The organism is Sporolactobacillus sp. THM19-2 (assembly GCF_004153195.1).
In the GTDB taxonomy this organism is placed as follows: Bacteria; Bacillota; Bacilli; order Bacillales; family Sporolactobacillaceae; genus Sporolactobacillus.
In genome coordinates this window covers 1-24,592 of sequence record NZ_SEMC01000030.1, presented here as the reverse complement: position 1 = coordinate 24,592, position 24,592 = coordinate 1, and the positions used below count along the sequence as shown (strand labels likewise).

Genomic DNA, 24,592 nt, shown 5'->3' with positions numbered 1-24,592 from the left:
GCAAAAGCGCTAAGAAAAGAAGAGTCGGGATTGTTGTGGTATCGTTCAATCATCATGTTTAACATCTGATTCCACACAAAACGGTTATAGCCAAAGTTTAATTTAATTTTAAGTTTTTGTTCTTTGTCAGGATATATTCTTAACTTTAAACCTTTTAATACCATTGTTGTTTCACCTCTTTTCTTTAACTATAATATATCATGATGTCATTATCTTGTAAACATTATGATTAAATGTTATTATAGTAACGAGGTGACAATGATATGAGTACGATAGCGAGTAACAAAACAAGAACACTATTGACCATTGAGAAAGACTTAAAGAAAGAGTTGGAACAAATAGCCAAAGAACAAAACAGATCATTTAACAATTTAGTGATTACAGTATTGAGAAGATACGCCGATTCATCTCATGACTGAAGTCACGAGTGTTCTCGGCTAATGATAAAACCGCTCACCGATTTGATTGCCTGACTCAACATCGACGACCAGTTGCCCGGCATGATCAAGGTTGCTAAGAACAGACTGCAGCAACCTGCTCCCAATGCTGTGCCCCTGTAATTCAGGAAGAACATAGATGGCGCTCAGTTCGGCGTCATCCTTTTTTATGGTGGCATTGGCAAAACCGACAATCTCTCCTTCCTGTTCCGCAACGAAAAAAAGCGTCTGGTCTATGCGTAACTTCATGTTTCTGTCGGAATAAGCAACATTCAGGAACTGATTCTGAATTTTAATCGGAATCAGTTCCTGGTAAGTTGCTCTCCACGTGATCCGGGCAACCTTTCTGATGCTGACTGTATCTTTCAGCTGTGCTTTTCGAATCTTAACATCCCTTGTGATTGTGCTTCCCTCCCAATCCACTGTTTTTTCCCCGGGGATCCTTCATCCACTTCTTTATCAAAGTACCAGTGTAGCCATCAGGGTGACCCCTCCGGTCAGCATGATCACAGGAAAACCGAGCCACTTCTGAAACCGGGATTGGACCGGTACACGTATTTCTGAATCGAAGGGAACCACTCGAAAAAACGGACTGGCAGTCATTTTTCGGAACAGGATACTCAGCCAGAGTTTCATGAACAGGATGAACAGGACATAGACGACCCATTTCAGCCAGAGAGGCAGAACGATGACCGCAAAACAGGTCAATCCGGTCAGTTGCACATAAGCCGCAAGATAACTTTTATGACGGAGAAAGGTTTTCAGCAGAAGTTCAAGCAGACCGTTTTCCCTGCCCGGCTTATTGAACAGGCTTCCGGATCTGCGGAACAGAATCAGCGGTCTCCTTTTGACCGAAACTGGTTTTTCAATTCCTGAAGTAAAATGCAGAATGGGTCTGATGAATTTAACATGTTCCTGATGCTCAATCTCCAGCTCACGAAACCAGCGATTTGTTTTGCCCGCCTGAATCAAATTCAGAAGGAGCATCAGGGCCGTACAGGTAACGCCTGAAATCAGCCACAACCGTGAATTAAGCGTAAAGCCGAGTGTACTGGCCGCCCCATACGCAAGCAGGATGCAGAGACGGCGCACAATCGTCCCTTCGGTAAATTTACGAATGGACATAACAGACAGTTTGTATCCTGCAGCAAGAAGAAATAAAGACAGAATTTCAATTTGTGAAAAATGATAAATTTCTGTTAATACAGGCCAGGCAAGAAGAAAAACGATCGCTTCAATGACAATCAGAACGAACAGTGACACCAACAATGCACAGTGTTTAAGCTGAATCAGTCTTCTTTTTTCCTGAATCAGGAAAAGCAGATCGGCATCCAGTAAACAGGTCCTGACGTTTCCATGTCCGGAGAACAGCAATATAAGTGCAATCAGGAAAATAATCGGGATCCCGTCGTCCCAGTAGAAATGGATGTTTTTCCATACATCGGCGTACAGGAATGGAGCAATCGCAGCGGCAGGTATGATGATATAGAGCATGATCGTCCAGCCGACGACAGATCGGATGATGCCCCACTGGTACCGGCATTCCCGCCGGAATCTCTGACAGAAAAGTTTAGTTCCCGACATGGGATGCCTCTTCTGTCAGGACATCAAAGCAGTCAAGCAGGGACCCATCCGCTAAACCGCTCGACATCCGGATCTCATCCAGGGTTCCCTGAATGATCAGTCTGCCGCCGGAGATCAGAACAAAACGGTCGCAGATTTTTTCCGCTGTATCAAGAACATGGGTGGACATCAGAATCCCTGCCCCCTTCGCTTTTTCATCCTGAAGCAACTGCAGAAGCTTTTTCACCGCTTTAGGATCGAGCCCCATAAAGGGTTCGTCTACAATGTAACACGTTGCCTGCTTCAGAAAGGCGAGGATGAGCATGACCTTTTGCTGCATGCCTTTTGAAAAACTTTCCGGATAGTGATGAACGACATGGGTTAACTGGAATCGCTCAAGCAGATCATGTGCCCTGTGAAGAAATTCATCCTCATTTACATTCAGCGTAGATCGTAAAAACCTGATATGCTCCCACAGAGTCAGCTTCTCATATATGATTGGGCGTTCAGGTACATAAGCATAATGATCAATCTGACACGTGCCCTTAATATTCTTCATAATCCCGAGAATCGATTTGATTGTGGTACTCTTTCCTGCACCGTTCGGTCCGATTAAGCCGACAAGTTCTCCCGGCCGAACGGAAAAATGGATGTTTCGCAAAATCGGTGAACCCGACTCGTAACCAGCCTGGTCAATTGCTACTGATAACACCAGATTCATCCCCTCACCTGATCCTATAAAACTATTGTGCCGCAAGTGTCCGGGAAGATCAATAACTGTTTTTCGCGAACGATTTTAATCGGCAAGGGAGGCTTCGTTTATTCTGCTGCTTTTACCTGCCCGGTGAGCCAGCAGACTGATGATGACAAAGCACAGGAACGAGGCAAGGATGATCGGTATCGGAAGAAAATATTGAAACAGCGCACCATAGACAAACATGCCAAGTGGCTGAAGTGACGTACAGCCAACCATCATAATCGTGAAAACTCTTCCCTGATATTGGGCAGGAATGGTTTTCTGCATGTATGTCTGCATGGGAACATTAGTAAAGATGAGTGCTACTGCCACGATAAAGTATGTCATACTGAAAATGGCCGTTGACAGCCAGGTATTCAGGTGAAAGAGCAGCGGAAGAATGGTGAAGATAATCGGCACGGCAACGAACAGCAAGGCCCGGCCGACCATTCCAATCGGATTTCTATCTATTTTCAATTTTGCCAAAACTAACCCTCCCACTACCATTCCTGCTGAAAAGACCGCCTCTGTCAGACTGTACTGAAAGTTTCCCATCTTCAGAACCTGGATCATCAGATACGGGAACCCGACCACAAAAACACCAAATAAAAAATTGATTATCGATGCTCCGCTAATCATAAACAGGATTAAAGGTCGTTTGCTGACATAACTCAGCCCCTGCTTCATTGCCGTCCACATATTTTCCGATTCAGATTCTGAACGGGCAGGTTCATCGATCAGATGGAAATTCATGCTGAGGACAATCAGAATGACGATGATTTCGGCGACCACTTCAAAATAAATAAAAAAGGAGAAAGGTACCAGAGCGAACATCACTCCGGCAGCAATCGGTCCGGCAATATTGGCTAAAGCGACCGAGGATTGTTCCAGTGAATTCAGTTTCTGAATGAACGGCCTGTCAACCAGCCGGGATACAGATGCCTGATAGGTTATATTGAAAAAACGGATGTTCAGGCCCATCGTTGCTACGATGAAAAGAACCATCAGATAATGCCAGTCATTCAGAACAGGAAACAGGACGCTGTAAAGCAGGAGCAGCAAGGCACAGCCTGTCTGGGATATGATCATCACACGTTTATTATCAAAATGATCGGCAACATAGCCGATGACGGGTGAGAACAGAATACCGATCAACGGGCCAATTAATAGCGTGGTTCCGAAATTCATCGCTGATCCCGTTAACTTAAGTACGTATAAGCTAATTGCAAAATTGAATAAGGAACTGCTGAAACTGCCGACAAAATCGCTGGTTACAGCCTTTTTGATTTGTTTTTCGGATACTTCTGCCAGAGTCATTTTTTCACCTTCAGATCTGATTTGTTATATTCAGTTTAGGCTCAGACAGTTTATCCTTCATCCGTCCTGAGACGTAGATTCTGCAGGCTTGCAGTCTGAATCATACGAATCCTCCCCGGAAGGCATTTTCAGCCTGATAACGACCGGATCAGACCGACAGCGACGAAGACAGCAATTCCCCAGATCAGTAAAGCAGAAAGTCTGTTAATCAGTCGTAAAGCCTGAGGTCCGTTTGTGATTTTCCCGATACCATGACCTGATAAAGCGAGTACAAAAAACCAGACCCATGACACAGAGATACAGGCTGCGACAAACGTCCATTTTTCAGGTCCCGAATAACGCAGTGCACTGGTCCCGATCACGCCAACGGTATCCAGAATCGCATGAGGATTCAATAATGATACCGACAGGGCAAAAGTGATCTGCTTTTTGGCGGGCAGCCGTCCATTGTCCGTCTCCTGATGAACCTTTGTATTCTTCCAGATTGAACATCCGATCCAGATCAGAAAAATGATTCCTGCGGTGAGAAACAGATTCTGAATGACCGGGAAGGAAAAAGCAAGAAGGGACGCCCCGGTTGCAGCAAGCAGAATAAGCAGTGTATCACAGAAGGAAGCAGCCAGTACTGCGGCCAGAACATCCGTCAATTTCCGGGCATGAGTGCCCTGGTTAAAAACAAAAATATTCTGAGCACCAAGAGGTAAAATCAGACCAAGTGCCAACATAAACCCATGAATGAAAGCAAGAAACATGAACCCATCTCCTGTTCTTTTCACACCAGCCAATAGAAGTTTACACTCCCTATTCTGCCAGTCATGCAATGATAAGTCTCCAGCCAAAATTTTTTAAATGAAACCAGCCAAATGATGATACAATAAAATTAAAGCTGTCCGAAGAAATCTTTCCAGCTTCAGGAGGAGTGCTCGCCCATGCACCTGAATCGCCAGTCTGAAGTCCCGCTCTATGAGCAAGTCAAAAGACACATCGAAGATAAAATTAAAAACGGCGTATGGACACCGGGAACGCGGCTACCTTCCCAGCGATCACTGGCTGATTCTTTTCATGTCAACCGTAGTACAATCATTACTGCACTTGAATTACTGACATCCCGCGGCCTGATAGAAGGCAGACGCGGCGGTGGAACGCGCGTTCTTAACAATACATGGGGACTGATGGCCGGCAAGAAACCGACCAACTGGGGCACCTATGTGGAATCCGGGCAGTATAAACCAAATCTTCCGATGATTCAAAAAATCAACCAGGCTGAATTCTCTCCAGAAGTGATTCGACTGGGAACAGGCGAACTCAGTCCGGATCTTCTGCCTTACAATCGGTTCAGCAGCCTGTTTGCTTCCTGTAACCGGCTCTCTCTGGGGTATCAGGAGCCTGAAGGAGACGGGCATTTACGCGAAAAGCTGTCCGGTTATTTGAAAAGATGGGGTATAGACGCCTCCCCTTCATCTATTCTGATCGTTTCAGGCGCTCTGCAGGCCCTGCAACTCATTTCAACAGGTTTGCTGGATCATGGTTCGACTCTTCTTCTGGAAAAGCCTTCATATCTTTATTCCATTCATGTTTTTCAGTCTTCAGGTATGCGATTTGTTGGCGTGCCGACCGATTCGGAAGGGATCAGAGCGGAGCAGTTAGGGGAAATAAAAAGGAAATATCATGGCGTGATTCTCTATGCAATTCCCTGCTATCATAATCCGACAGGAACGCTGATGTCCGAGAAAAGAAGACAGCAGATTTTATCAATTTGTGAACAGGAGCAACTGCCGGTTATTGAGGATGATGTTTACCGTGAGCTGTGGCTCGATGCACCACCCCCTCCTCCTATGAAAAGTATCGATCAATCAGGAAATGTACTGTATATCGGCAGTTTTTCCAAGATATTCAGTGCAGGAATGCGGATTGGCTGGATAATCGGGCCGGAACCTGTTATTAACCGCCTGGCAGATATAAAAATGCAGATTGACTACGGCTCAAGTTCCTTATCCCAGTACGCTGCCGCGAAATGCCTTGAAAACGGATTGTATGACGAACAGGCCTCATTCATTCGAAAACATTTACGAGCCAGAAGAGATACTCTGGTTGAACTGCTTGACAGGTATTTTTCAGATCTCGCCTCCTGGCGGGTACCTTCCGGAGGGTTTTACATCTGGCTGAAACTGATTCCTCCCGTGAATCCGCGCCTTCTTTTTGACCTCGCCCTGAAGAGAGGTGTCCTGCTTAATCCGGGTGTTCTGTATGATCGAAGTGCAAAGCAGTATTTGCGACTTTCTTATGCCTATGCATCGCCTGAAGAAATGAAAAAAGCCATCCACGTCCTTCGAGACATCATACGGGAAATCTCAAAATGAATCACAACAATCAATGGAGGGCTTCATCCTCCACTGATTGTCAGTTGAACCTATCGGACTGCTGCGAGTGGTTATCCGTTTGCCCTCATCACCCTGAGGAGATACCGCCCGTTCATGCGGGATAAATCTTCTTGATCTTACAGACTCTTTCCCTTTTCTTACAGACTCTTTCCCTTTCAGAAAGCTGATTATCCTGCAGAAAGAGCGGCCACAGATTATCATCAAAAGATCCACTTTTTTTGCCTGAAATTTTTTATCAGACACGAAAAAACCGGCAGGAAGGCTCTATGCCTCTCTTCCGGCTTCATGATCCGGCTATGATTCAGTGATTTGCCTGCGCGGATACGCCTGCTTCTTTCTCTTTTCTGGATAGCAGGTAGCCCTCTTCTTTCAGCAATTCCGCAGTAAGGACACCCCCGCCGGCCGCACCTCTTAAGGTATTGTGCGACAGGCAAACGAATTTATAATCAAACAGCGTATCTTCTCTTAATCTGCCCATCGTAATACCCATGCCGTTTTCAAAATCACGGTCCAGCCCGGTCTGCGGGCGGTCATCTTCGGTCATATATTTCAGAAACTGTTTTGGTGCACTGGGCAAATGCAGCTCCTGCGGTTTGCCGCTGTATGATGCCCAGCATTCAAGAATCTGCTCCCTTGTCGGTTTTTTCCGGAATGATACAAAAACAGTTGCCAGATGACCATCAGAGACAGGAACGCGGATACATTGTGTGGTAATCAGAGGCTCTGTCGCATTAACAATGTTTCCGTTCTGAATATGGCCCCATATTTTAAGCGGTTCCTGTTCGCTCTTCTCTTCTTCACCGCTGATAAATGGAACGACATTGTCTTCGATTTCCGGCCAGTCTTTGAAGGTCTTGCCGGCCCCTGAGATCGCCTGATACGTGCTGACCACAACCTTTTCAGGCTCGAACGCCTTAAGTGCAGAGAGTGGCGGCACATAACTCTGGATCGAACAGTTCGGCTTTACCGCAACAAAACCGTATTTTGTGCCCAGACGCTTTTTTTGCACATCAATGATTTTCAGGTGATCGCTGTTAATTTCCGGGATGACCATCGGTACGTCCGGTGTGCCCCGATGCGCAGAATTATTTGAAATCACCGGAATTTCCGCCTTGGCGTACTTTTCCTCCAGTTCCCTGATCTCATCTTTCGCCATCTTCAAAGCACAAAAGACAAAATCAACCTCTCTCTTGATCTCTTCCACATCTTGTACATCTTTGACCTGAATAGCCTTTACAGAGTCCGGCATGGGAATATTAAGTTTCCAGCGATTCTTGACCGCTTCTTCATATGTTTTTCCGGCAGACCTGCCGCTTGCTGCAATAGTCGTTACTTTAAAAAACGGATGGTCTTCCAGCAGCGTGATAAATCGCTGACCGACAAAACCGGTTCCGCCAAGAATACCCACCCTCAGTTTCTCAGACACACGCATTTCCTCCTCTATCTAAGAGTAAAAACATTATACTACAGATCAGGCAAAAAAGTCCGGATTTTTTTCAATTCCTGTGTAATCCACCTTTCTGGTGACCTCCCGCCACTTAAGTGGCAGGCTTCTTTTCCTTACTCAAAAACCAGGTTCCTTTTTACAGAACAAGAGTCTCCGATCAGGAGTGAAAGCACCTTCGTCTCACTTGGCATCATAAATGAAAACTCTTAATAATCTCGCGTAGTACGTTTTTCCCTTCAAACAGGATCAATGCAGAAAGAGATAAGGCGCTCAGGGAAATGCAGATGATGGATGGAATGACAAATCCGACCAGTCCTGTCAAATAGAATATAAGCGGAACGGTACCGAACACGATGTCTACAATCAAGTAGATGATATAATCCCCGGCCGGCATTTTCGTTACTTTAGCTATAATAGCCAGCGACAGCATGGCAACAGAGCAGGAGATGGGAATCACAAAACTCAGTGACCAGCCATGCCATCCAGTGAACCAATCCCATCCAAAACTCAAAGTGGATAGAATAAAGACTTGAGCCGTGATATTATTTGGAATATTATCCTTCTTCCTCAGCGCATACAGTAGACTGATCCAGAAACAGAGGATGCCGAGCACGACAAAAACGGACCAGTATCCGCTTTGAGGAAGTATGAGATTGACGGCAACACAGGTGACGCCTGCTATAATCGTCGAAAAAATCAATAGTTTAAAAAACAGCTCAAATTGTCTGTATATTGTGGGTACCATAGGATAGATTGCTTTCTCATCAACGCCTGACAGCCTGTTTTGGCATAAGGGACACACGGTCTCTTCCCCTCGGAAGCTCACCTTGCATTTTCCGCAATATTTCATGCTTCCACCTTCCCGTCGCCTGTCGGATTCGTTGCCATTTCGACTTTAGCGCCCAGATTGGTCAAGGTTCGAAAAAATCGGCGCTGTATCTCAGAGCTGATTAAGGGGGATGAGAAACTGACACTCAGTCGATCCTGATAGGAACACATGCATATCTGCAATCCGTTGGTCCCGGAGCAAACATCAAATGAACGGATAAATGTCTCCACTTCATGCGGCATGGAGATGACCCCAAGATTAGAAAAACCTGCCGTGCTCCGCCGCATGGCGAGATCGTACGCAGCCCTTAACACACGATCTTTGATAAAGAGCGGTGTGATTCTTGAAAAAATATTATTCTCCACAGCCGAATAAGCTTCTATAATCCGGGTCAGATTCTCTTTTGACAGACCGATGCGTAAATCGTCGCCAATCTTTTTCACGACATCCTCAAACGAGGCACTAAGATTCCAGTAATCATATCCGATCAGTAAAACGCTGAAGAAGTTTCGCACCGTTGATGAAGGAAAATGGCCACGCAGATTGACCGGAACATCCAGAACAATAGGCCTTCTTTTTGCCCGGGCAGGCACGGTCTCGCTGATGGCCATCATCAAACAGGCGCCAAGAAATACAGTAAGTGTTGTATGGTACTGGTGCGCCGCATCAAGTAAAGGGCGCAGGTTAACCCAACCGGTCATAATTTTCAGCCTGTCTTCAGGATATTTGCGGCCTCGCAGCCGACAGGCATATCCACGTCTGTTCTGCCTGACATTTGGAGAACCCGTATAGTACTTATGAAAACTGTCATCACTCATCTGCATAGCCGAGGCGTCATAGTCCAAGGACGGTTCGGTTATCTGATGCCGTTGTGATAAATATTTTGTGATCAGTGTTCTGAGAAAATGCAGCGCTCCAGTTCCATCCGAAAGCACATGATAGACCTCCAGATTTACCCGGTTATTATAGTAACTCACATCAAAAAGCAGATTTTTCCTGTTTTTTCTGTAAATAGCCGAACAGGGTGGTGTATTTTCCTCATGGACGATAGGCATCCTGTCCGTACTTTCAAGGTAATACCAGAAAAAACCGCGTTTCAACACTGATTGATAGACATGGAAAATACGGATCGTCTGATCGAGTGCATCTTGCAGGATAGCAGGATCAACCCTGTCGTACAGTTCGCAGGATATACGAAAAACCTGTGTGTCGGCTTTCCCCGCAGCGGCAGGAAAAATAAGTGCCGCATTATCCAATCTGCTCCAGTTATCGTCCGTTTTCATCCACCCCTTAAGAAACCTGTTAGTGAGTTGACAGCATAGACAGGCAGTGGCGACTTATTTACCACTTTAAGAAATCCCCTTCATTTATCAACAGACTGACCGGTCTGAATTGCCATTTAGTTTTTTTACAAAACCCCGACACTCATGCACCCTGTGAAAAGCTTTTCTGATTTTTTCAGTATTGTCTCCTGAATAATAGGCAAAAACACCAAGTGGGCGAAGCCCCGCAATTGAGGAGTGGACAGCACGTCTCACTTCTTCTGCCTCTATACAAACGTGCAGATAGCTACTGACCTTTATAAAACCATTTTTTCGATACCAGTCATTCACCCACGGATCGTCTCTTGTCCAGGCTTCAAGTTCAAAAATACCGAGCTTTTTCAAGCTTGCTTCTACCGCGGCAAGCAGCTTCGCGCCAATGCCCTGTCGCTGAAAATCCGGATGAACAGCCAGATGCCAGATCATTCCGCCTCGAGATGAACATAAGGTACACACACTCTTCGGCTCGCTCTCATATTCGACGTCAATCAAACCGATAACCTTACCCGACTCAACCGCAACCAGCTCAATTGATGGATGATCATAAGTTTCCTTCTTCTGATAAACATTGTCAAAGTATGCCGTATGTAAAAAAGACAGGACACGGCAGCGCAGCCAGGCTTCCTCATCTTCTTTTTTGTAATCCCTGATCAACATCTCACTTCACTTCTTTCTCGGTCTTCAACGGCGACGCAACACGTTCAACCTTGATGCGATCCGGGTCTTCAAAGAAAGCAGCGTAATAGTCCTTCCCGCCCGCAAACGGATGACGATCCGCATATAAGATAGGAACGCCGCACTCAGTCAACGCCGTTCGTCAGATCGTCCACTTCTTGCCGGGAATCCGCATGGAAAGCCAGATGATTGAGACCCGTCCGGCATCGGTGATATGGGATGTGCAGATGCTTTTCCCTTGTCTGAACAAGGACAATGTAAGTCTCACCCAGTTTCCACTTTTTCCCGACAAGATAGAAATATTCGTCTTTATCCTCCCGCGCGAGGTCGCCGGTGTAATGAATACCTGACACAATTTATTAACGCACATCAAAAACTGTGATAATTACCCTGCCCAATTTAAAACTGATATTTGATGAGCAAAACACCATTCGGATCCGGTTTATTGTCGATACGAAGACCACCCAGGGTAGCTGATGCCAGCGTCGTTTTCTCCCCTTTCACCACAGTGACAGGGACATTCGCCTCTCCAAACAGGCGAGTCAGGGTACTTTGCAGCCCGTCTCTTTCTGAAATAAGCTTCAGCTGTTTCAGCCTGATCGGACTGTCCACTGTTTCAACAGCATCCCGGTTTCTTTGTAATTCGATCCGGAACCCGAACGGTATGCCAATAAATGTGCGCCGATTATTGGCATGGATGGTGAAATTCATCTCACGCGCACGCCCGATGATCCCCTGATATTCCGGTTCTGTTACGAGGAAGCCGATATGATCAAACTTTGGACGTTTGCCATATCCGCAGGTGAGGTTGACTGCCCCTTTTTTCATTTCTATAATCCGGAACTGGATACCTTTTTCCCGGAAATCAGCCCATGACAGCGGAGGATTATAATTCCGGAATTCTCCCTGATATCTTCCGATCCGCTGAGTTACACGAAAACCAAGGCTTGTATAAAAATTTTCTGTTTTCTCAACATAAGGGGTCCAGAAATGGTAATGAAATAACATCTGTCCTCTCTCCTTTGGAAAAGATCAAATCAGTTCATCCCATCAGCGATCCATTGCTTTATATCTGTCCAGTCTTGCTGCGTGCCATGAATCCTCAGCCTGATTCTCCTTCAAAAAAGCATCAAGGAAATCAATCATAAAACGCTGACGTTTCATTGCAATTTCTTTGGCTGGACGGGTGTTCATCCTGTCTTTCAACAAGAGAAGCTTTTCAAAAAAATGATTGATCGTCGTTGTTTGCTGAGACTTGTACTCTGCAACCGTCTGATTTTCTTTTGGCAGAATAAGCGGATTATAGAGTTCCTGTCCTTTATAACCCCCGTATGCAAAGGCTCTGGCAATACCAATCGCACCGATTGCATCCAGGCGATCTGCATCTTGCACAATTTCACCCTCAATAGTTTTCATGGGTGATCTGGATTTGCCTCCCTTAAATGAAAGGTCATAAATAATCTGACAAACGTGATTAACATCATCTTGAGCGACATTTTGTGATTCAAGCCACTTCCTGGCAGCCCGTGGCCCGGCCTTTTCATCACCATGATTGAATTTCCAGTCCGCTATATCATGAAGAAGCGCACCCAGCTTAACGACCCTATCATTCACATTCTGGTTCATGTCGTGTTTCAAGAGCATCAAACTGTTATCGTAGACTCGCTTCACGTGCCACCAGTCATGCCCGCTCCCCTCACCCAGCAGTTTTAATTTTACATAGTTTTCTGTTTCCTTGACGATGTCCATAGAATAGTTGCTCCTTTTAGTAATCGGAATCCCGTTCATCCGGTGAACCCAGGGCCATTTAAGTCACCTTTTAAATGACCGGATAAAACAATAGAGCCTTTTTTCTTCCTCATGACAAGAAATGAGTAGAAAAACAGGCTCCATCAGAGAGCAGTATCATGCACTGCCATATTTTTACGATTCCTCCTGAATGAACTTAATTATAAGGCATCGAGCGAAATACGTCTATATATTCCCCTTTTTCAAACAGTTATGTTAACAAAAGACGAATGGCGTTTCGATGTCTGTGAATCTGCCTGATGCGGCTTGTGTCAGCCCATCCGGATAGACACCATGCCCGTCTGTACCCGATAAAATCTCCCGGTTTCTCTCTGAATGGCCAGAGCATTTACGTCCTTTTGACATCCACTATGCTATTTGTCAGGCTGCAGTAACCGCAAACAAAGCGGAACAGCCTGTATCCTTCATTCACGATTCTATTGGGAACCCGCTGTTTTATAGGTGTAAGTCAAAATCTTCTATTTCCGCTACAATGGAATGGATCAACTGACTGGCAGATCCTTTTTTACTTAAGCGCGTGCTTTGCCCTGACCACATCGACATCCATTCCGGTCGATGATTTTTCGCTGCTTCAGACCGAATATCCTTCGTCAACGCATTTTGGACAGGGTAATCGGGTAATGACTTTTCATATGGCTTTAATGAATCAATGAACTGATTACGGATACCCCTTGCCGGTTTGCCACTGAAAGCAGAGGTTACCGTCGTTTCATCTTCAGAACTATTCAATATAGACTCTTTATGAAGTTTCTGAGCACCGCACTCATCACATGTGACGAATGCAGTCCCCATTTGAACAGCCTCCGCACCCAGGACCAGTGCAGCTAAAACCCCGCGCCCGTCCATGATTCCACCGGCTGCAATAACGGGTATCGATACATGATCAACTGTTTGCGGGACCAGGGAGATGGTACCAATCATCGCCTGTTCATATGGTACAGCAAAGCTCCCCCGATGTCCTCCTGCCTCGCTTCCCTGAACAACCACCATATCAAACCCCAGATTCTCACAAATTTCGGCCTCTCTGACTGTCGTTGCCGTCCCGATTGTTATGATGTGCTGATGCTTCAGCTGATGGAGCATTTTCCTTTCAGGAACACCGAATGTAAACGTACAGGCCGGGATTTTCTCATCGATAATGACCTGAATCTGCTGCTCAAACTGTTCATTTTCAGATTTAATTTCAACAGAAGGCGTCATTAAATGCAATGTTTGCCGAATGGGCCAGAGCAAACGGTTCGATGCTTCAACCTTTTCAGTATCTCTGTCTGCGTGCTGCGGGACAAAAAGATTGACACCAAATGGTTTTTCTGTAAGCCTCTTAATTTTTTTAATGCTCTTCTTCATTTGATCCGCTGTCATATATCCGGCACCCAATGTACCCAGCCCTCCCGCATTTGATACAGCCGCAACGAGTTCTGGCGTTGTCGGTCCTCCTGCCATTCCGGCCTGGATGATCGGATATTTTATATTCAGCCTGCGGGTGACTTCATTGTTATTCCACAACTTTTTCACTTCTCCTTTTATATACGGATATTATTCGGCCACAGTAAGCGCATACATTTTTCTGTTTACAAATAGATGTTCCTATTCAGAATAGAAGCTGTCATCTTCTGATTCAGAAGATGATTCGACCGTCGCTTTTGTTTTCTGATTCCATCCTGGTTCTGCCTTCATCCTGATTCAGGTAATGAGCTGCTACCCATCTTTTGTCAGCAGACTTTTTCGCTGAAAAGACATAATGAGGTCTCTCAACCCCGTGGGCATCCTTCACAAATCTGGTCGCAACAACCATTCCGTTTCTGATTGCTACATTCATCGATGAAATATTTGTGTCTCTGACAATGGAAACCACTTCTTCTTTATGCAGTTTTTCAAAGGCATAGTACTTACAGGCTCTTGCAGCTTCTATGGCATAACCCTTATGCCAGTGACTTTTAACCAGATGATAGCCGATTTCTAAATACACTTTGCCTTTTACCGCCTGATCAGTCAGACCGCATTCACCAATTATTTCGCCCGAATGACGGAGCTCAATAGCCCACAATCCATAGCCATTTTTCCGGTACGATCTGATATTCCAATCCAGCCATTTCTGAACTTCTTCATCCGAGAAATCGTTTTCATAGGCATACATTACTTCTTTGTCTTGCAGGAAACGTTTGAGAGACAGGATATCATCAGATTCCCAGGTACGCAGGCGCAGCCTTTCAGTTTCAAGAAAATAACTCATCTCATCATCACCTTTTAATTTTTCACTCTCAGAAATTGCCCCGATCAGGGAAAACAACTATTTATATCTTTTTTTAAAACAATATTGGCAGTATATTTTCCCCTTCGTATCCCTTACAAGTTTGTTAATGAGAGGTTTAGTAAGGCCACTGTATGACTTTTTGGGTGACTTCCCGATGATACAGACAAATTCATCGGGTTGAATGGTTTTTCCGCATACCGAGCATTTCAGATTATATTGATCCCTCAGTCTTGAAAATAATCGCATAAATGATATATTCCTCCATTCGGAACAATAATACCTCCGCTGATACTATTGTGCACCACCCTTTTATCTTGAGCCGGCAAGTTTATCGGAAACCGATTCAACAAGTTACACTTCAAACTGGACAAACGGTCAAAATAGAAAACGGGGATAAAAAAGGGCTGCGGGTTTTATTTAAACAACGATCAGCCCAACAGTCAGAAAAGCGCCATATTCTATCTGTGCCTTATATGTTTATAAATTCTGTCCTTTCTCAAAGGTGAGCAGCATATGATTGCTGGCCTCTTTGACCAGGGTATCAAACAGTGCGTAAGTCCGTTTCGTCACTCCAGCGGCGGTAATCTCATTTTGCTTTGTCAGAAAATCTGTGAGCTTGCTGCCGGATAGCCCTGATGCCTCCCTGTCGATTGCCTTAACCCGCCCGCATACATAACTTTGCGCTTCGTCCTTAAATTCATTTACCTGATTAATTACCCGATGATATTGCGGTTCGGCAAGTACAGCTATCGTTTTGTTCAGCCAATATGCAGAATTCAGATCTACTTTACCGGTAGTATGTTTATAATTTTCCGGCGTGTCGTTCACATTGGCAAAAAATGGGACCTGAGCACTGTAAAGATTAACGCCGAAAGTCAGCCAGTGAATGGCCGCATATTCGGCTGGAACATCGCTACGGATTTGCAGAATATGAAATTCCTGATTCCGGTCGATACCAATCGGGCGAAAGGTATGTTTTTGTTCCTCCGTTCCATTTCCGAAAGCATCATAAGGGGTTCCCTGATAATGGGAACTCAGAATATACTGGATGTCCTCAATACTGATCTTATGAGGCGTTCGCTGAATAAACGGAAGATAATCGCTCATTGGCTCCTGCTCAATTTCAGGATTAAGATATTTCTGGCCATACCAGGTACGCGGGGTGTTGTAATGTCGGTCCGCCTCAGTCTGTGTACCAAATATTTTTCTGAAATTGAATCCCGTCTTGTCAGGATTTAAATGATTTTTTTCAGCAAAAGTCCTGAGATCTGTCGACCACATGAACGCCTCCGGTTTGGAAAAATCAATGTTTTGGATGCCGGTTTGATTAGGTGCAATAGCATACGCGTCGTCCGGAATCCTCTGGGCTGCCCAATGATGACCGCCGACCGTTTCCATATACCAGACTTCATCTGCATCCGAGAAGGCAATGCCGTTGCTCTCGTACGTCCCATATTCTTCAATGATCCGCCCGAGACGCTGTACCCCTTCGCGCGCGGAATGAATATAGGGCAGAACCACGGACTCCATAGCTTCTTCTCCAATACCCTCTTTTACCAGCGGATCAAGCCCGAGTACATGTGGATTAGTGAATTCTGTTTCGGTCGCACTCATTGCTACGTTGGCCGAATTGATCCCCGATTCTCCGCATACCCCTTCCGACTCATCAGCACTTGGCGTAAAGGTATGGCGCAACGCGTTGTCAGGCAGGTCGACCGCAAACTCGTTAACGCTTGAAACAAACCTGCTCTGATGATCTTCAGCCTTCACCACTGTAAATCGTTTCGGGTTGAGCGCCCCATAGCCGTCTTCATTGCGGGCAATCATCGTTGAACCGTCAATGGAAGCCTTCTTTCCTACCAGTACAGCTGTACAGCTTGATTGATTTAATTTTGACATGATGTCAGCCTTCTTTGCAATATTCCGGTCTTCATGAACGGAAGATCGGTTGAAAATAATTAATAAAAGTATGTCACCAACAGAAAAAAATCTCAACAAGATGAATGGGTTATCAATCAAATTTTCGAATCGCAGGGACCAGCAGGATCAATATGTTCGAGAGAGCAGCAATGCCACTCATCAGGAGAAGCGATTCAACACCGCCAATTGCTTCAGACAGCCAGCCGGTTAATAAAAATCCGACCGGAAGAAGAGCAAAAGACCCGACCATATCGATACTGGCTACCCGGCCAAAGGCTTCAGGAGGAACCAGTTCCTGGAGACTGGTCTGCCAGATGAGGCTGAACAGCATGAGACCCCCGCCGGTTAGTGCCATCAGGATCGTCAGCAGAACGGCGTGCTGGGCAAAAGGCATGACCAGCAGGGCAAGACTTGCTGTCGCCCCGCCACTGTAGGCGAGGATGCCCCGGTACCTCCACTTTTTCCTCATGCCGAATACAAACGCGACTGTAATGGAGCCCAAAGCTGCCCCTGACATCACAAAGCCGTAAACAAAATCAGGCAATTGATCATGTACTTTGATCAGCCAGGGTATGAGCACCGTGGCTACTCCGGAGATAAAAATATTGACCAGGCTGAAGAAGAGAATGGTCACCCACAGCCAGGTGCGCTGTCTGATCACACGTACCCCTTCGAAGCATTCACTGAAAAAAGATGTTGTCCGGCGGCTGCGTTTACTGACCATTCCCTCCTGAGTTAGAAACATCAGACAGATAAATGAGATCAGATAGGTTAACCCATCAATCCCGAATCCTAAAGAAGCGGTTGTAAAACTGATAATTAATCCGCCGACAGATGGCCCGAGAAGTCTGAGCAACTGCTCGCTAAACTGGCTTAATGCGTTGGCTGAATTGCGAATATCCGGAACAAAAACAGTGGCCCGCAGCGCGGAATAAGCCGGCTGGAACAAACCATTCATGAGCCCCATGAATCCCATCATCACGACAAGCAGTGGAATAGATAACGCGCCGTACAAGCCGAGAATCATCACTCCGGTTGTTAAAACAAACCGAATGATATCAGCAGTCCTCATGACGTTTGCACGGTTCAGGCGATCCACGAGAATCCCGGAAAAAGGAAGAATCAGGACTTCCGGAATCATATAGGCTGCCATGATCAGGCTCATCGACATCGGTGAATGGCTCAGCTCATAAACTAATAAGGGCAGGATGACATTCGTTATCGCTGTGCCAAAGGTCGATAAAGAATTACCGATCCATAAAAAGCGAAAGGATCTGGACACCATAACGGGTTTGAATATTTCAGGATATGTTTTTTTTATTGGGGCGGGTACATCAGCCATTGCAGTCATTCCTTACCCTATAATTTTAATCCGTTCTCTTAAACAAGATGATCCTTAGTGAAAGCGGCAGGACTGTTGTGCGGTGTGTAGCGCCTGTCCCGTATGAGGCGCTAAAAATTATGAGCTCAAAAAAAATCCGGAGTCCAGGTGAGATAATTTGTTTCATAGACAGGAGAAAGAGAAATCACATTCCATTGAATCATAACCCCGTCTCAATCAACATCATGTTTCGTATTTTCATAGATTGTGATCTCTAATGGCTTTGCACATTTTACCTGACCTGCTGTTTCAGTGCCCGTAAAACTGCGGCTTCAACATGGATTTTTGTCGTATCAAAAACCGGAACTCCTGATACTTCGTCATCGGGAATCAGCATATCCAATTCTGTACACCCCAGGACGATTCCCTGACACCCGTGGTTAATCAGATTTTCTATTACGTGTTCAAGGAAATCAGACGATCTCTTATTGATTTTCCCCAGACACAGTTCATTAAAAATGATGTTATTTAAACGCTTCCTTTCTTCTGAATCAGGAATCATAACCTCTATTCCATTTTTCTTCAGAACATCTTTGTAAAAATCCTGTTCCATCGTGTATCTTGTCCCGAGAAGCCCCACTTTCGTCAGCTGATTCTCTTTGATTTTGTCTGATGCTGCCTGTGCGATATGGAGAAAGGGTATCGATACTGAAGCTGAAACCTGCTGCGCGACTTTGTGGCCGGTGTTACTGCAAATGATAATAAAATCAGCACCTGCCCGTTCAAGAGACTGTGCAGCTGAAATCACTGCTCCGGCAACCTGTTCCCATTGATCATTTTCCTGCCATTCAGCTATCGGAGCGAAATCGAGACTGTTTAGAATGATTTTAGCGGAATGCAGCCCACCCATTCTTTTCTTTATTTCCTGATTTATTTTTTCATAATAATGAGCGGTCGACTCCCAGCTCATGCCCCCGATCAGCCCGATCGTTTTCACCATTAACCCCCTCCATCCTTTTAAAGTCAGATAGATTCATAGCACAGCCTGACATTTGATGTAATAAAATTGATCATTTTTTCATTTCTGAACATGGTTCTATTTTAATCATTCTTCCCTTCATCTTCAATCATTCACGCGAACCGGTGCTGCTGAACCTGTGTCACCCTTTATCAGCCGAGTTCCGGATATATCAGCCGATCCCGAGCACATATCGGCCGTCTTTCGGATTTTTTCAGCCACTTTGGAAATATATCAGCCGTCTTTCAGATTTTTCCAGCCGCTCCTGAGTATATATCAGCCGACTTCAGGTTTATCAGCCAGGCAGGATACGGAAGGTGACGCTAAAGAGTGATTAAGAATCGATCTGATTTGTTGTAAGAAAGCAGAGATTACTTGACGTTTATTTTCTTGATTGATATTTTGATAACAATACCTCTGGCGGCAGTTACATAACTTAAAGTATAAAGGAGCATGACCTCAAATATGGATACAATCAACGGACATACCCGGCTGTACGGCCTGTTTGCCCACCCGGCAAAACACAGTCTGTCCCCTCTGATGCATAATCTCAGTTTTCAGGCAAAACAGATTAATGCCGTTTACCTCGCTTTTGATCTGAAGGATGATCTTGGGGCGGCAGTTAAAAGTATACGTCAGTTCGATATGGGTGGGGTCAATCTGTCGATGCCATTCAAAAAAGAAGTACTGCCCTATCTGGATGAACTGACTCCTGAAGCACAAATGATTGGCGCGGTGAACACCATCATCAATCACAACGGGTATCTGATCGGCACCAGTACAGACGGAAACGGATTTTTTGCCAGCTTATCTGCAAAGGGTTATCCCGTTCAAAAGAAGACCGCCACAATTCTCGGGGCAGGAGGTGCAGGGCTTTCAGTCATTGCAGCTGGTGCCTCAGGCGGCTTAAGTTCCATCCATGTTTTTAAACGGCACAATGCTACATTTCAAACGGTCTCCGACACATTGGATCATTTTTCAGGGAGATGCGGGACGTCTATCCGGCTCTATGATTACAACGACAGGAAGGCTTTACGCAAAGCCATTTCCGAGAGTGACTTCCTGATCAATACGACAAATGTCGGTATGGGGGATGACCGGTCCATTCCGGTCCCGGCGGAACTGATCGAGAATCTGGATCCATCTCTTGTTGTCTGTGATGTCATCTACGAACCGCGGCAGACACGCCTCCTGCAGGCTGCCCGGGAGAAAGGCTGCGTCACCTTCAACGGATTGGGTATGCTGATTTATCAGGGCGCTCTGGCTTTTCAGCTCTGGACCGGTCAAAGTATGCCGGTAAAAAAGGTTGAAAAGGCCATTCAGGAAAAATTATATCCAAAATAACAGAGTTCAGGAAAATCTATGCACTCTCCGCCCTTATCAGGCATAGGCTGTAACCTATACCCTTAAACGAATGGAGTGTGATTGGTTTGACAACGAATCCGGCTGATCCAGCTTTTACACTGTTTGCTGATTCCACAAAAAAGGTTACTGAGCATCTCGACGCGTATAACACGGTTACACAACTGTTCGGACCGCAGTTTCCGGAAATCAGGAATGGTTTTTTCAATATCCATATGACCCGTGGGATCATCATCCAGCCACACTGGCATACGAATGTCTCGGAAATGATCTTTATCATCAGCGGATCTGTGATCACGTCCGTATTCAATCCGTTTACCCAAAAAATGATGAGTTATCAGGTTGGACCCGGACAGGTATCCATGCTGCCCAAAGGATGGTTTCACTGGATTATTGCTCTGACCGACGATGTCCACCTGCTGACAATCTTTGATCAGCCCACCCCGGATGTTGTCTTCGGTTCCGACTTTCTTCGCCTTACGCCGCCCGAAGTCATGCACCGTGCTTACTGTGTGCCTCCAGTGACCTATGCACAGGCTGTTGCACCAATCCGTCAATCCACGATTCTCGGTCCTCCAGCCGGATGTTTCGAAGCGAATGAATCAAGCAGTGCATCTGTTCAGCCGAATCTGATGCCAACTGGCTGGCCATCTTATAATTAAGTCGTTGCCCAGTCAATTCCACACTTCAATGGAAAAGTACCGATTGTTGCTTTTCCTCCTAATAGATATACAATTAATCTATTATTCCTAATCGGAGGATACCATGGAAAAAGTTGAAAAACAGTACCGCAATGTAGCCAATCTGAACAGCCGGATCCAAATACATCAAAAATATAGCACGAACAAAAAAGACTGGCACGAATGGCTTTTTGAACAATATCGGATCGGGCCGAATAGTAACGTTCTTGAACTTGGCTGCGGGGATGGTACATTCTGGTTTAAGAATAAAGGCCGTATTCCGAAGAGTTGGACTGTCACACTGTCGGACTTTTCTTCGGGCATGTTGGCGGATGCGCAAAATAAATTAGGCAAAGCACCAAACATGAGTTTCAGAAAAATAGATATTCAGGATATCCCTTATGAAGATGATCAGTTTGATGCGGTCATTGCCAACCATATACTCTATCATGTCCCGGACAGACAGCATGCGATTCAGGAGATACGCAGGGTGTTAAAACCGCACGGCGTTTTTTACGCGTCGACGGTTGGCGAAAAACATATGATGGAACTCAACGAATTGCTGAAGAACTTTGATCCATCACTAAGCGATGTCTTGACAAATGTCCAGGCCAGAGCGTTCGGACTGGAAAACGGTGAGGAACAGTTGAGGGCCTACTTTCAACATATACAGTTAAAGCCATTCCCCGGAGGATTGCTGATTGATGATGTCCAGGCCATTGCCGATTACATTTTATCCTCAGGCACAGAAGTGCGGCATGTCTTAGCCGGCGAAAAGCTTAAAGATTTTATTGACTACCTTGAGAGGGAAAAGCAGAAGAACAACGGATGGATTCACGTCACAAAAGCCACAGGCTTGTTTGAATCGAGTTAATGGATCTACGAGGAGGTAGATTGATGAGGAATACGATTCGATTCATTCTGCCCAATATTATTATTGATGTTTTCTACGCCCTATGGTTTGTGCTTTTCTTTACTGGATCAAAGGTCCTAAATAATTTAGTTTCTTCAGCTTCAGCTTCACTTCCTATTGCGTCATGGCCTGATCCATGATCCCAAACAATAGTCAATCAGTTGACCCCGCTCTCAAGAATTGAAAAGTCTGGTTTACCGCAGTGTATTTCTGCCAGGGCTCCATAAGGAAGCAGGCATTTCGGTTCATTGTGTCCAAAGCTGGCATTATACAAGATTGGCATGTCTTCCCTGCCAAATTCTTTTACCACTTGACTGATGACCGGTTTGTACTCTTCATAAAATGTATTTTTCAGCGGCTTACCGAAAACAATGCCACTTAATCTTTCGAACATCCCCATCATTCCGTAGCTTCTTAAACTCGTTTCCATCATCCAAGGAGGCGGGCACTCTTCCGACGTTTCAAGAAAGAGGATCGCATGATCAAAACAGGTGATATCTGGAAACAGGGATGTCCCCTTGATCATGTCTATAACCTCAAGACAGCCGCCGATCAATTTTCCGGTAACGATCCCCTTCCCTTGTAAAAGCTCATATCCTGTGTTTTTTTCAAAATTTCTCGCCGTATCCTTATTTTCAATCGCCCATTCCAGCCTTTCACCCGTCCAGGCAGGTGATGTGGGGATAGCACCGATCTTTTCGTTCCGAAACAGAACTTTTCTAACCCATTCTACCGTATACTCCGGCATGGAGATATTTTCAGCAAGGTCGTTAAGTACGGACAGGCCATAGAAACTTGAGATCCCTGCCTTCAGACACATAAAATGCGTCACCGTGCTATCGGAATAACCCGTATAAATTTTTGGATGACTGTGTATCAGATCAAAATCAATGTAGGGAAGCATTCGGATGCTGTCACTTCCGCCAATGCAGGAAATAACGCCCTTTATCGAGGGATCGGCAAACGCCTGCATCAAGTCCTCCGCCCTTTTTTCAGGGTGAGCGTAAACGAACTCAGATCCCATTAATGTATGCGGCATTTCAACCACTTCTAACCCAAAAACGTTTTTCAGACGTTCCTTACCTTGTTCATAACGCCAGCGTATCTCTTTATCACCTGCTCCGCCCCAGGAGAGGCTGACGGTCGCGACTTTATCCCCACGATTCAGTTTTTCCGGTTTGATTAAGTTAAGCATATTCACATCTCCGATTAACAGGTTCTGTTGTGTGTCTCTAATTGTACATCTTTTCTACGACATAGGCGCACTTCCCGAGTACTTTGCCGCTGCGCCAGGCTGAGTGAGTAATTTTTAGATGTGCGAAAAAACTTCACATAAGACTTATCCGTTCAATCTCCCCATAACAATGGTGCTGTAATATTTACCGTCAGATAGCCGTTTGTCCTTTTTTAATATACCTTCAGTCTCAAATCCAAACCTTTTATAGAGGCGTATGGCTTTATCATTTGTTTCTAAAACATTTAGATTGATTTTTTTAATTCCGTTCGAATCCGCCCAAGCGATGGACTCTTTAAGAAGATTCGTTCCAATTCCTCGGCCCCAATAATCTTTTATAATGCCCACACCAAATTCCACTTGATGAGCAAACCGTTTCAGTTGCGATCCTTCACATCTTGAAAATCCGACAATACGGTCGTGAACCACCGCAACCAGAAAGAGGTTTCTCTTATTTTCCGAATCCTTCTTGATTAACTCCTCAAAACCTTGTTCATCAATAAATGCCTCGCCGCGTTCTCTGTCCATGTTCTCCGTTTCTCCATCAATGTGTACTCGTATATCAGATAAATCCCTTGCGTCTTCAGGTATTGCTGATCTAATGATGTAGCTTGTCCCCTTGACATGAAAGTACCTCTGATTCATTTTCATCCCCTATCTCCATTTGCAGGGCTTTTTTTGTACTGCGACGATTTACTCGGGTATCAACGTTAATTGACGTCTTTCTTCATCTGATAAAATTCAAACTCATCGCCGTTTGTTTTCACCATCATTGTGCCCTCTATTTCAAATCCTGCGTGCTGATAGACTTGAATAGCTCTTTGGTTAAAAACCGCCACATCAAGTAAGAACTTCCGGGGACCAAATTTCTTATGAGCAAAGAGCAGACCCGCACTTACAAACTCAATCCCCGTCCCTTTGCCTGTTAAATCAGGCCGCAGTCCTAAACCGATCTCCACCGTATCTTCTTTTCTATCAAAGCAGAAGAAACCGACAAGTTCCTGACCGGTATAAGCCGAAAAATAAACACCTTTTCGAGCTTTGGCATTTAGCAGCTCCTCCAAATTTTCCTCATCATTTTTAAAATCATAAAAAGAATAGGGCTCTTCATAATGCCAAATCGCAATAATGTTTGCCTCCTGGTCATTCATGGGTTTGAAAATATAATCACTCAATTTAATTCCTCCAAATAGAAAAACCTGAATTATTCATAGCAGCTTATTTTCTATGGTTTAGGTGGTAATTTCGCAAAGGATTTTACAGATTTTTACTAAGCGAACAACTTAACGATGATTTTGAATGCCTGTTGGCCCGCATGGAACATGCAGACAGCCATTTTCTCGTTTTCAGGGCAGACGAATCCCGTCGTTTCCA

The 24,592-nt window shown here is 45.1% G+C and carries 25 protein-coding genes and 1 pseudogene; 5 read left to right on the top strand and 21 right to left on the bottom strand.

The window, feature by feature from the left end:
- The 6 genes from EWH91_RS15075 to EWH91_RS13660 form a co-directional block, all read right to left on the bottom strand.
- Window positions 1–164 (bottom strand): helix-turn-helix domain-containing protein (locus EWH91_RS15075; RefSeq protein ID WP_165364289.1); only part of this gene is annotated, 164 nt, incomplete at its 3' end.
- Window positions 165–437: 273 nt separating this feature from the next.
- Window positions 438–860 carry a GNAT family N-acetyltransferase gene (locus EWH91_RS13680; RefSeq protein ID WP_129930744.1) on the bottom strand — a complete coding sequence of 141 codons (423 nt, stop codon included), beginning with the start codon at window positions 858–860 and terminating at the stop codon, window positions 438–440.
- Window positions 861–896: 36 nt separating this feature from the next.
- A complete protein-coding gene (locus tag EWH91_RS13675) occupies window positions 897–2,021 on the bottom strand; it encodes an ABC transporter permease (RefSeq protein WP_129930742.1) in 1,125 nt (374 codons plus the stop codon).
- Entirely contained in the window at window positions 2,008–2,715 is a 708-nt protein-coding gene (locus tag EWH91_RS13670) for an ABC transporter ATP-binding protein (RefSeq protein ID WP_129930754.1), read from the bottom strand. Before EWH91_RS13670 ends, EWH91_RS13675 begins: the two co-directional genes overlap by 14 nt.
- An 81-nt stretch (window positions 2,716–2,796) precedes the next feature.
- Complete coding sequence (locus EWH91_RS13665; protein ID WP_129930740.1) at window positions 2,797–4,053, bottom strand: MFS transporter; 1,257 nt, start codon at window positions 4,051–4,053, stop codon at window positions 2,797–2,799.
- A gap of 128 nt (window positions 4,054–4,181) precedes the next feature.
- A complete protein-coding gene (locus EWH91_RS13660; RefSeq protein ID WP_129930738.1) occupies window positions 4,182–4,805 on the bottom strand; it encodes a LysE/ArgO family amino acid transporter in 624 nt (207 codons plus the stop codon).
- Window positions 4,806–4,982: 177 nt separating this feature from the next.
- Between EWH91_RS13660 and EWH91_RS13655 the strand changes: the two genes are divergently transcribed.
- Entirely contained in the window at window positions 4,983–6,413 is a 1,431-nt protein-coding gene (locus EWH91_RS13655; protein WP_129930736.1) for an aminotransferase-like domain-containing protein, read from the top strand.
- A gap of 322 nt (window positions 6,414–6,735) precedes the next feature.
- Here the strand turns inward: EWH91_RS13655 and asd are convergent, their stop codons facing one another.
- From asd to EWH91_RS13595, 12 genes and pseudogenes are all read right to left on the bottom strand, one after another.
- The gene (gene asd, locus EWH91_RS13650; protein ID WP_129930734.1) at window positions 6,736–7,860 is read right to left on the bottom strand and encodes an aspartate-semialdehyde dehydrogenase; all 1,125 of its coding nucleotides are present in this window, start codon (window positions 7,858–7,860) and stop codon (window positions 6,736–6,738) included.
- Between the two features lie 211 nt (window positions 7,861–8,071).
- Complete coding sequence (locus EWH91_RS13645) at window positions 8,072–8,683, bottom strand: DUF6320 domain-containing protein (protein ID WP_129930732.1); 612 nt, start codon at window positions 8,681–8,683, stop codon at window positions 8,072–8,074.
- A gap of 44 nt (window positions 8,684–8,727) precedes the next feature.
- Window positions 8,728–9,993, bottom strand: coding sequence for a hypothetical protein (locus EWH91_RS13640; RefSeq protein ID WP_129930730.1), 1,266 nt, complete (start codon window positions 9,991–9,993; stop codon window positions 8,728–8,730).
- Window positions 9,994–10,080: 87 nt separating this feature from the next.
- Window positions 10,081–10,689: a GNAT family N-acetyltransferase gene (locus EWH91_RS13635; RefSeq protein WP_129930728.1), complete on the bottom strand. Its 609-nt coding sequence runs from the start codon at window positions 10,687–10,689 to the stop codon at window positions 10,081–10,083.
- A 1-nt stretch (window position 10,690) separates the two neighbouring features.
- Window positions 10,691–10,994: pseudogene (locus EWH91_RS13630) on the bottom strand (VOC family protein); the annotation flags it as partial.
- Window positions 10,995–11,106: 112 nt separating this feature from the next.
- Window positions 11,107–11,715, bottom strand: a complete 609-nt coding sequence (locus tag EWH91_RS13625) for a hypothetical protein (protein ID WP_129930726.1) — start codon at window positions 11,713–11,715, stop codon at window positions 11,107–11,109.
- A gap of 42 nt (window positions 11,716–11,757) precedes the next feature.
- A complete protein-coding gene (locus EWH91_RS13620) occupies window positions 11,758–12,456 on the bottom strand; it encodes an HD domain-containing protein (protein WP_129930723.1) in 699 nt (232 codons plus the stop codon).
- Between the two features lie 495 nt (window positions 12,457–12,951).
- On the bottom strand, window positions 12,952–14,022 hold the full coding sequence (locus EWH91_RS13615) for an NAD(P)H-dependent flavin oxidoreductase (RefSeq protein ID WP_129930752.1): 1,071 nt from the start codon (window positions 14,020–14,022) through the stop codon (window positions 12,952–12,954).
- A gap of 112 nt (window positions 14,023–14,134) precedes the next feature.
- On the bottom strand, window positions 14,135–14,749 hold the full coding sequence (locus EWH91_RS13610; RefSeq protein WP_129930722.1) for a GNAT family N-acetyltransferase: 615 nt from the start codon (window positions 14,747–14,749) through the stop codon (window positions 14,135–14,137).
- Window positions 14,750–15,247: 498 nt separating this feature from the next.
- A complete protein-coding gene (locus EWH91_RS13605; RefSeq protein WP_129930720.1) occupies window positions 15,248–16,669 on the bottom strand; it encodes a C69 family dipeptidase in 1,422 nt (473 codons plus the stop codon).
- Between the two features lie 112 nt (window positions 16,670–16,781).
- On the bottom strand, window positions 16,782–18,032 hold the full coding sequence (locus EWH91_RS13600; protein ID WP_129930718.1) for an MFS transporter: 1,251 nt from the start codon (window positions 18,030–18,032) through the stop codon (window positions 16,782–16,784).
- A gap of 271 nt (window positions 18,033–18,303) precedes the next feature.
- On the bottom strand, window positions 18,304–19,008 hold the full coding sequence (locus EWH91_RS13595; protein WP_129930750.1) for an aspartate/glutamate racemase family protein: 705 nt from the start codon (window positions 19,006–19,008) through the stop codon (window positions 18,304–18,306).
- A gap of 486 nt (window positions 19,009–19,494) precedes the next feature.
- Here EWH91_RS13595 and aroE point away from each other — a divergent pair, with 486 nt between their 5' ends.
- The 4 genes from aroE to EWH91_RS14535 all read left to right on the top strand — a co-directional run bounded on the left by aroE (window position 19,495) and on the right by EWH91_RS14535 (window position 22,124).
- Window positions 19,495–20,373, top strand: coding sequence for a shikimate dehydrogenase (gene aroE, locus EWH91_RS13590; protein ID WP_129930716.1), 879 nt, complete (start codon window positions 19,495–19,497; stop codon window positions 20,371–20,373).
- An 86-nt stretch (window positions 20,374–20,459) separates the two neighbouring features.
- Window positions 20,460–21,053 carry a cupin domain-containing protein gene (locus EWH91_RS13585; protein ID WP_129930714.1) on the top strand — a complete coding sequence of 198 codons (594 nt, stop codon included), beginning with the start codon at window positions 20,460–20,462 and terminating at the stop codon, window positions 21,051–21,053.
- Window positions 21,054–21,156: 103 nt separating this feature from the next.
- Complete coding sequence (locus EWH91_RS13580) at window positions 21,157–21,945, top strand: class I SAM-dependent methyltransferase (RefSeq protein WP_129930712.1); 789 nt, start codon at window positions 21,157–21,159, stop codon at window positions 21,943–21,945.
- A gap of 23 nt (window positions 21,946–21,968) precedes the next feature.
- Window positions 21,969–22,124, top strand: a complete 156-nt coding sequence (locus tag EWH91_RS14535) for a hypothetical protein (RefSeq protein ID WP_165364335.1) — start codon at window positions 21,969–21,971, stop codon at window positions 22,122–22,124.
- A 17-nt stretch (window positions 22,125–22,141) separates the two neighbouring features.
- On the opposite strand, the gene EWH91_RS13575 is transcribed toward EWH91_RS14535, so the two are convergent.
- The 3 genes from EWH91_RS13575 to EWH91_RS13565 all read right to left on the bottom strand — a co-directional run bounded on the left by EWH91_RS13575 (window position 22,142) and on the right by EWH91_RS13565 (window position 24,369).
- Window positions 22,142–23,179 (bottom strand): S66 family peptidase, encoded by a 1,038-nt coding sequence (locus EWH91_RS13575; RefSeq protein WP_129930710.1) that lies wholly within the window; start codon window positions 23,177–23,179, stop codon window positions 22,142–22,144.
- A 144-nt stretch (window positions 23,180–23,323) separates the two neighbouring features.
- Window positions 23,324–23,869 (bottom strand): GNAT family N-acetyltransferase, encoded by a 546-nt coding sequence (locus tag EWH91_RS13570; protein WP_129930708.1) that lies wholly within the window; start codon window positions 23,867–23,869, stop codon window positions 23,324–23,326.
- A gap of 59 nt (window positions 23,870–23,928) precedes the next feature.
- Complete coding sequence (locus EWH91_RS13565) at window positions 23,929–24,369, bottom strand: GNAT family N-acetyltransferase (RefSeq protein ID WP_129930748.1); 441 nt, start codon at window positions 24,367–24,369, stop codon at window positions 23,929–23,931.
- Window positions 24,370–24,592: the final 223 nt, after the last annotated feature.

Bases quoted from the DNA above. Each gene is read 5' to 3' on its own strand.
- EWH91_RS13620 (WP_129930723.1), bottom strand. From the start codon at position 12,456: ATGGACATCGTCAAGGAAACAGAAAACTATGTAAAATTAAAACTGCTG.
- EWH91_RS13565 (WP_129930748.1), bottom strand. From the start codon at position 24,369: ATGAATGACCAGGAGGCAAACATTATTGCGATTTGGCATTATGAAGAG.
- EWH91_RS14535 (WP_165364335.1), top strand. From the start codon at position 21,969: ATGAGGAATACGATTCGATTCATTCTGCCCAATATTATTATTGATGTT.
- EWH91_RS13625 (WP_129930726.1), bottom strand. From the start codon at position 11,715: ATGTTATTTCATTACCATTTCTGGACCCCTTATGTTGAGAAAACAGAA.
- EWH91_RS13655 (WP_129930736.1), top strand. From the start codon at position 4,983: ATGCACCTGAATCGCCAGTCTGAAGTCCCGCTCTATGAGCAAGTCAAA.
- EWH91_RS13610 (WP_129930722.1), bottom strand. From the start codon at position 14,749: ATGAGTTATTTTCTTGAAACTGAAAGGCTGCGCCTGCGTACCTGGGAA.
- EWH91_RS13605 (WP_129930720.1), bottom strand. From the start codon at position 16,669: ATGTCAAAATTAAATCAATCAAGCTGTACAGCTGTACTGGTAGGAAAG.
- EWH91_RS13640 (WP_129930730.1), bottom strand. From the start codon at position 9,993: ATGAAAACGGACGATAACTGGAGCAGATTGGATAATGCGGCACTTATT.
- EWH91_RS13660 (WP_129930738.1), bottom strand. From the start codon at position 4,805: ATGTTTCTTGCTTTCATTCATGGGTTTATGTTGGCACTTGGTCTGATT.
- EWH91_RS13570 (WP_129930708.1), bottom strand. From the start codon at position 23,869: ATGAAAATGAATCAGAGGTACTTTCATGTCAAGGGGACAAGCTACATC.
- EWH91_RS13675 (WP_129930742.1), bottom strand. From the start codon at position 2,021: ATGTCGGGAACTAAACTTTTCTGTCAGAGATTCCGGCGGGAATGCCGG.
- EWH91_RS13580 (WP_129930712.1), top strand. From the start codon at position 21,157: ATGGAAAAAGTTGAAAAACAGTACCGCAATGTAGCCAATCTGAACAGC.
- EWH91_RS13575 (WP_129930710.1), bottom strand. From the start codon at position 23,179: ATGCTTAACTTAATCAAACCGGAAAAACTGAATCGTGGGGATAAAGTC.
- EWH91_RS13665 (WP_129930740.1), bottom strand. From the start codon at position 4,053: ATGACTCTGGCAGAAGTATCCGAAAAACAAATCAAAAAGGCTGTAACC.
- aroE (WP_129930716.1), top strand. From the start codon at position 19,495: ATGGATACAATCAACGGACATACCCGGCTGTACGGCCTGTTTGCCCAC.
- EWH91_RS13635 (WP_129930728.1), bottom strand. From the start codon at position 10,689: ATGTTGATCAGGGATTACAAAAAAGAAGATGAGGAAGCCTGGCTGCGC.
- EWH91_RS13600 (WP_129930718.1), bottom strand. From the start codon at position 18,032: ATGGCTGATGTACCCGCCCCAATAAAAAAAACATATCCTGAAATATTC.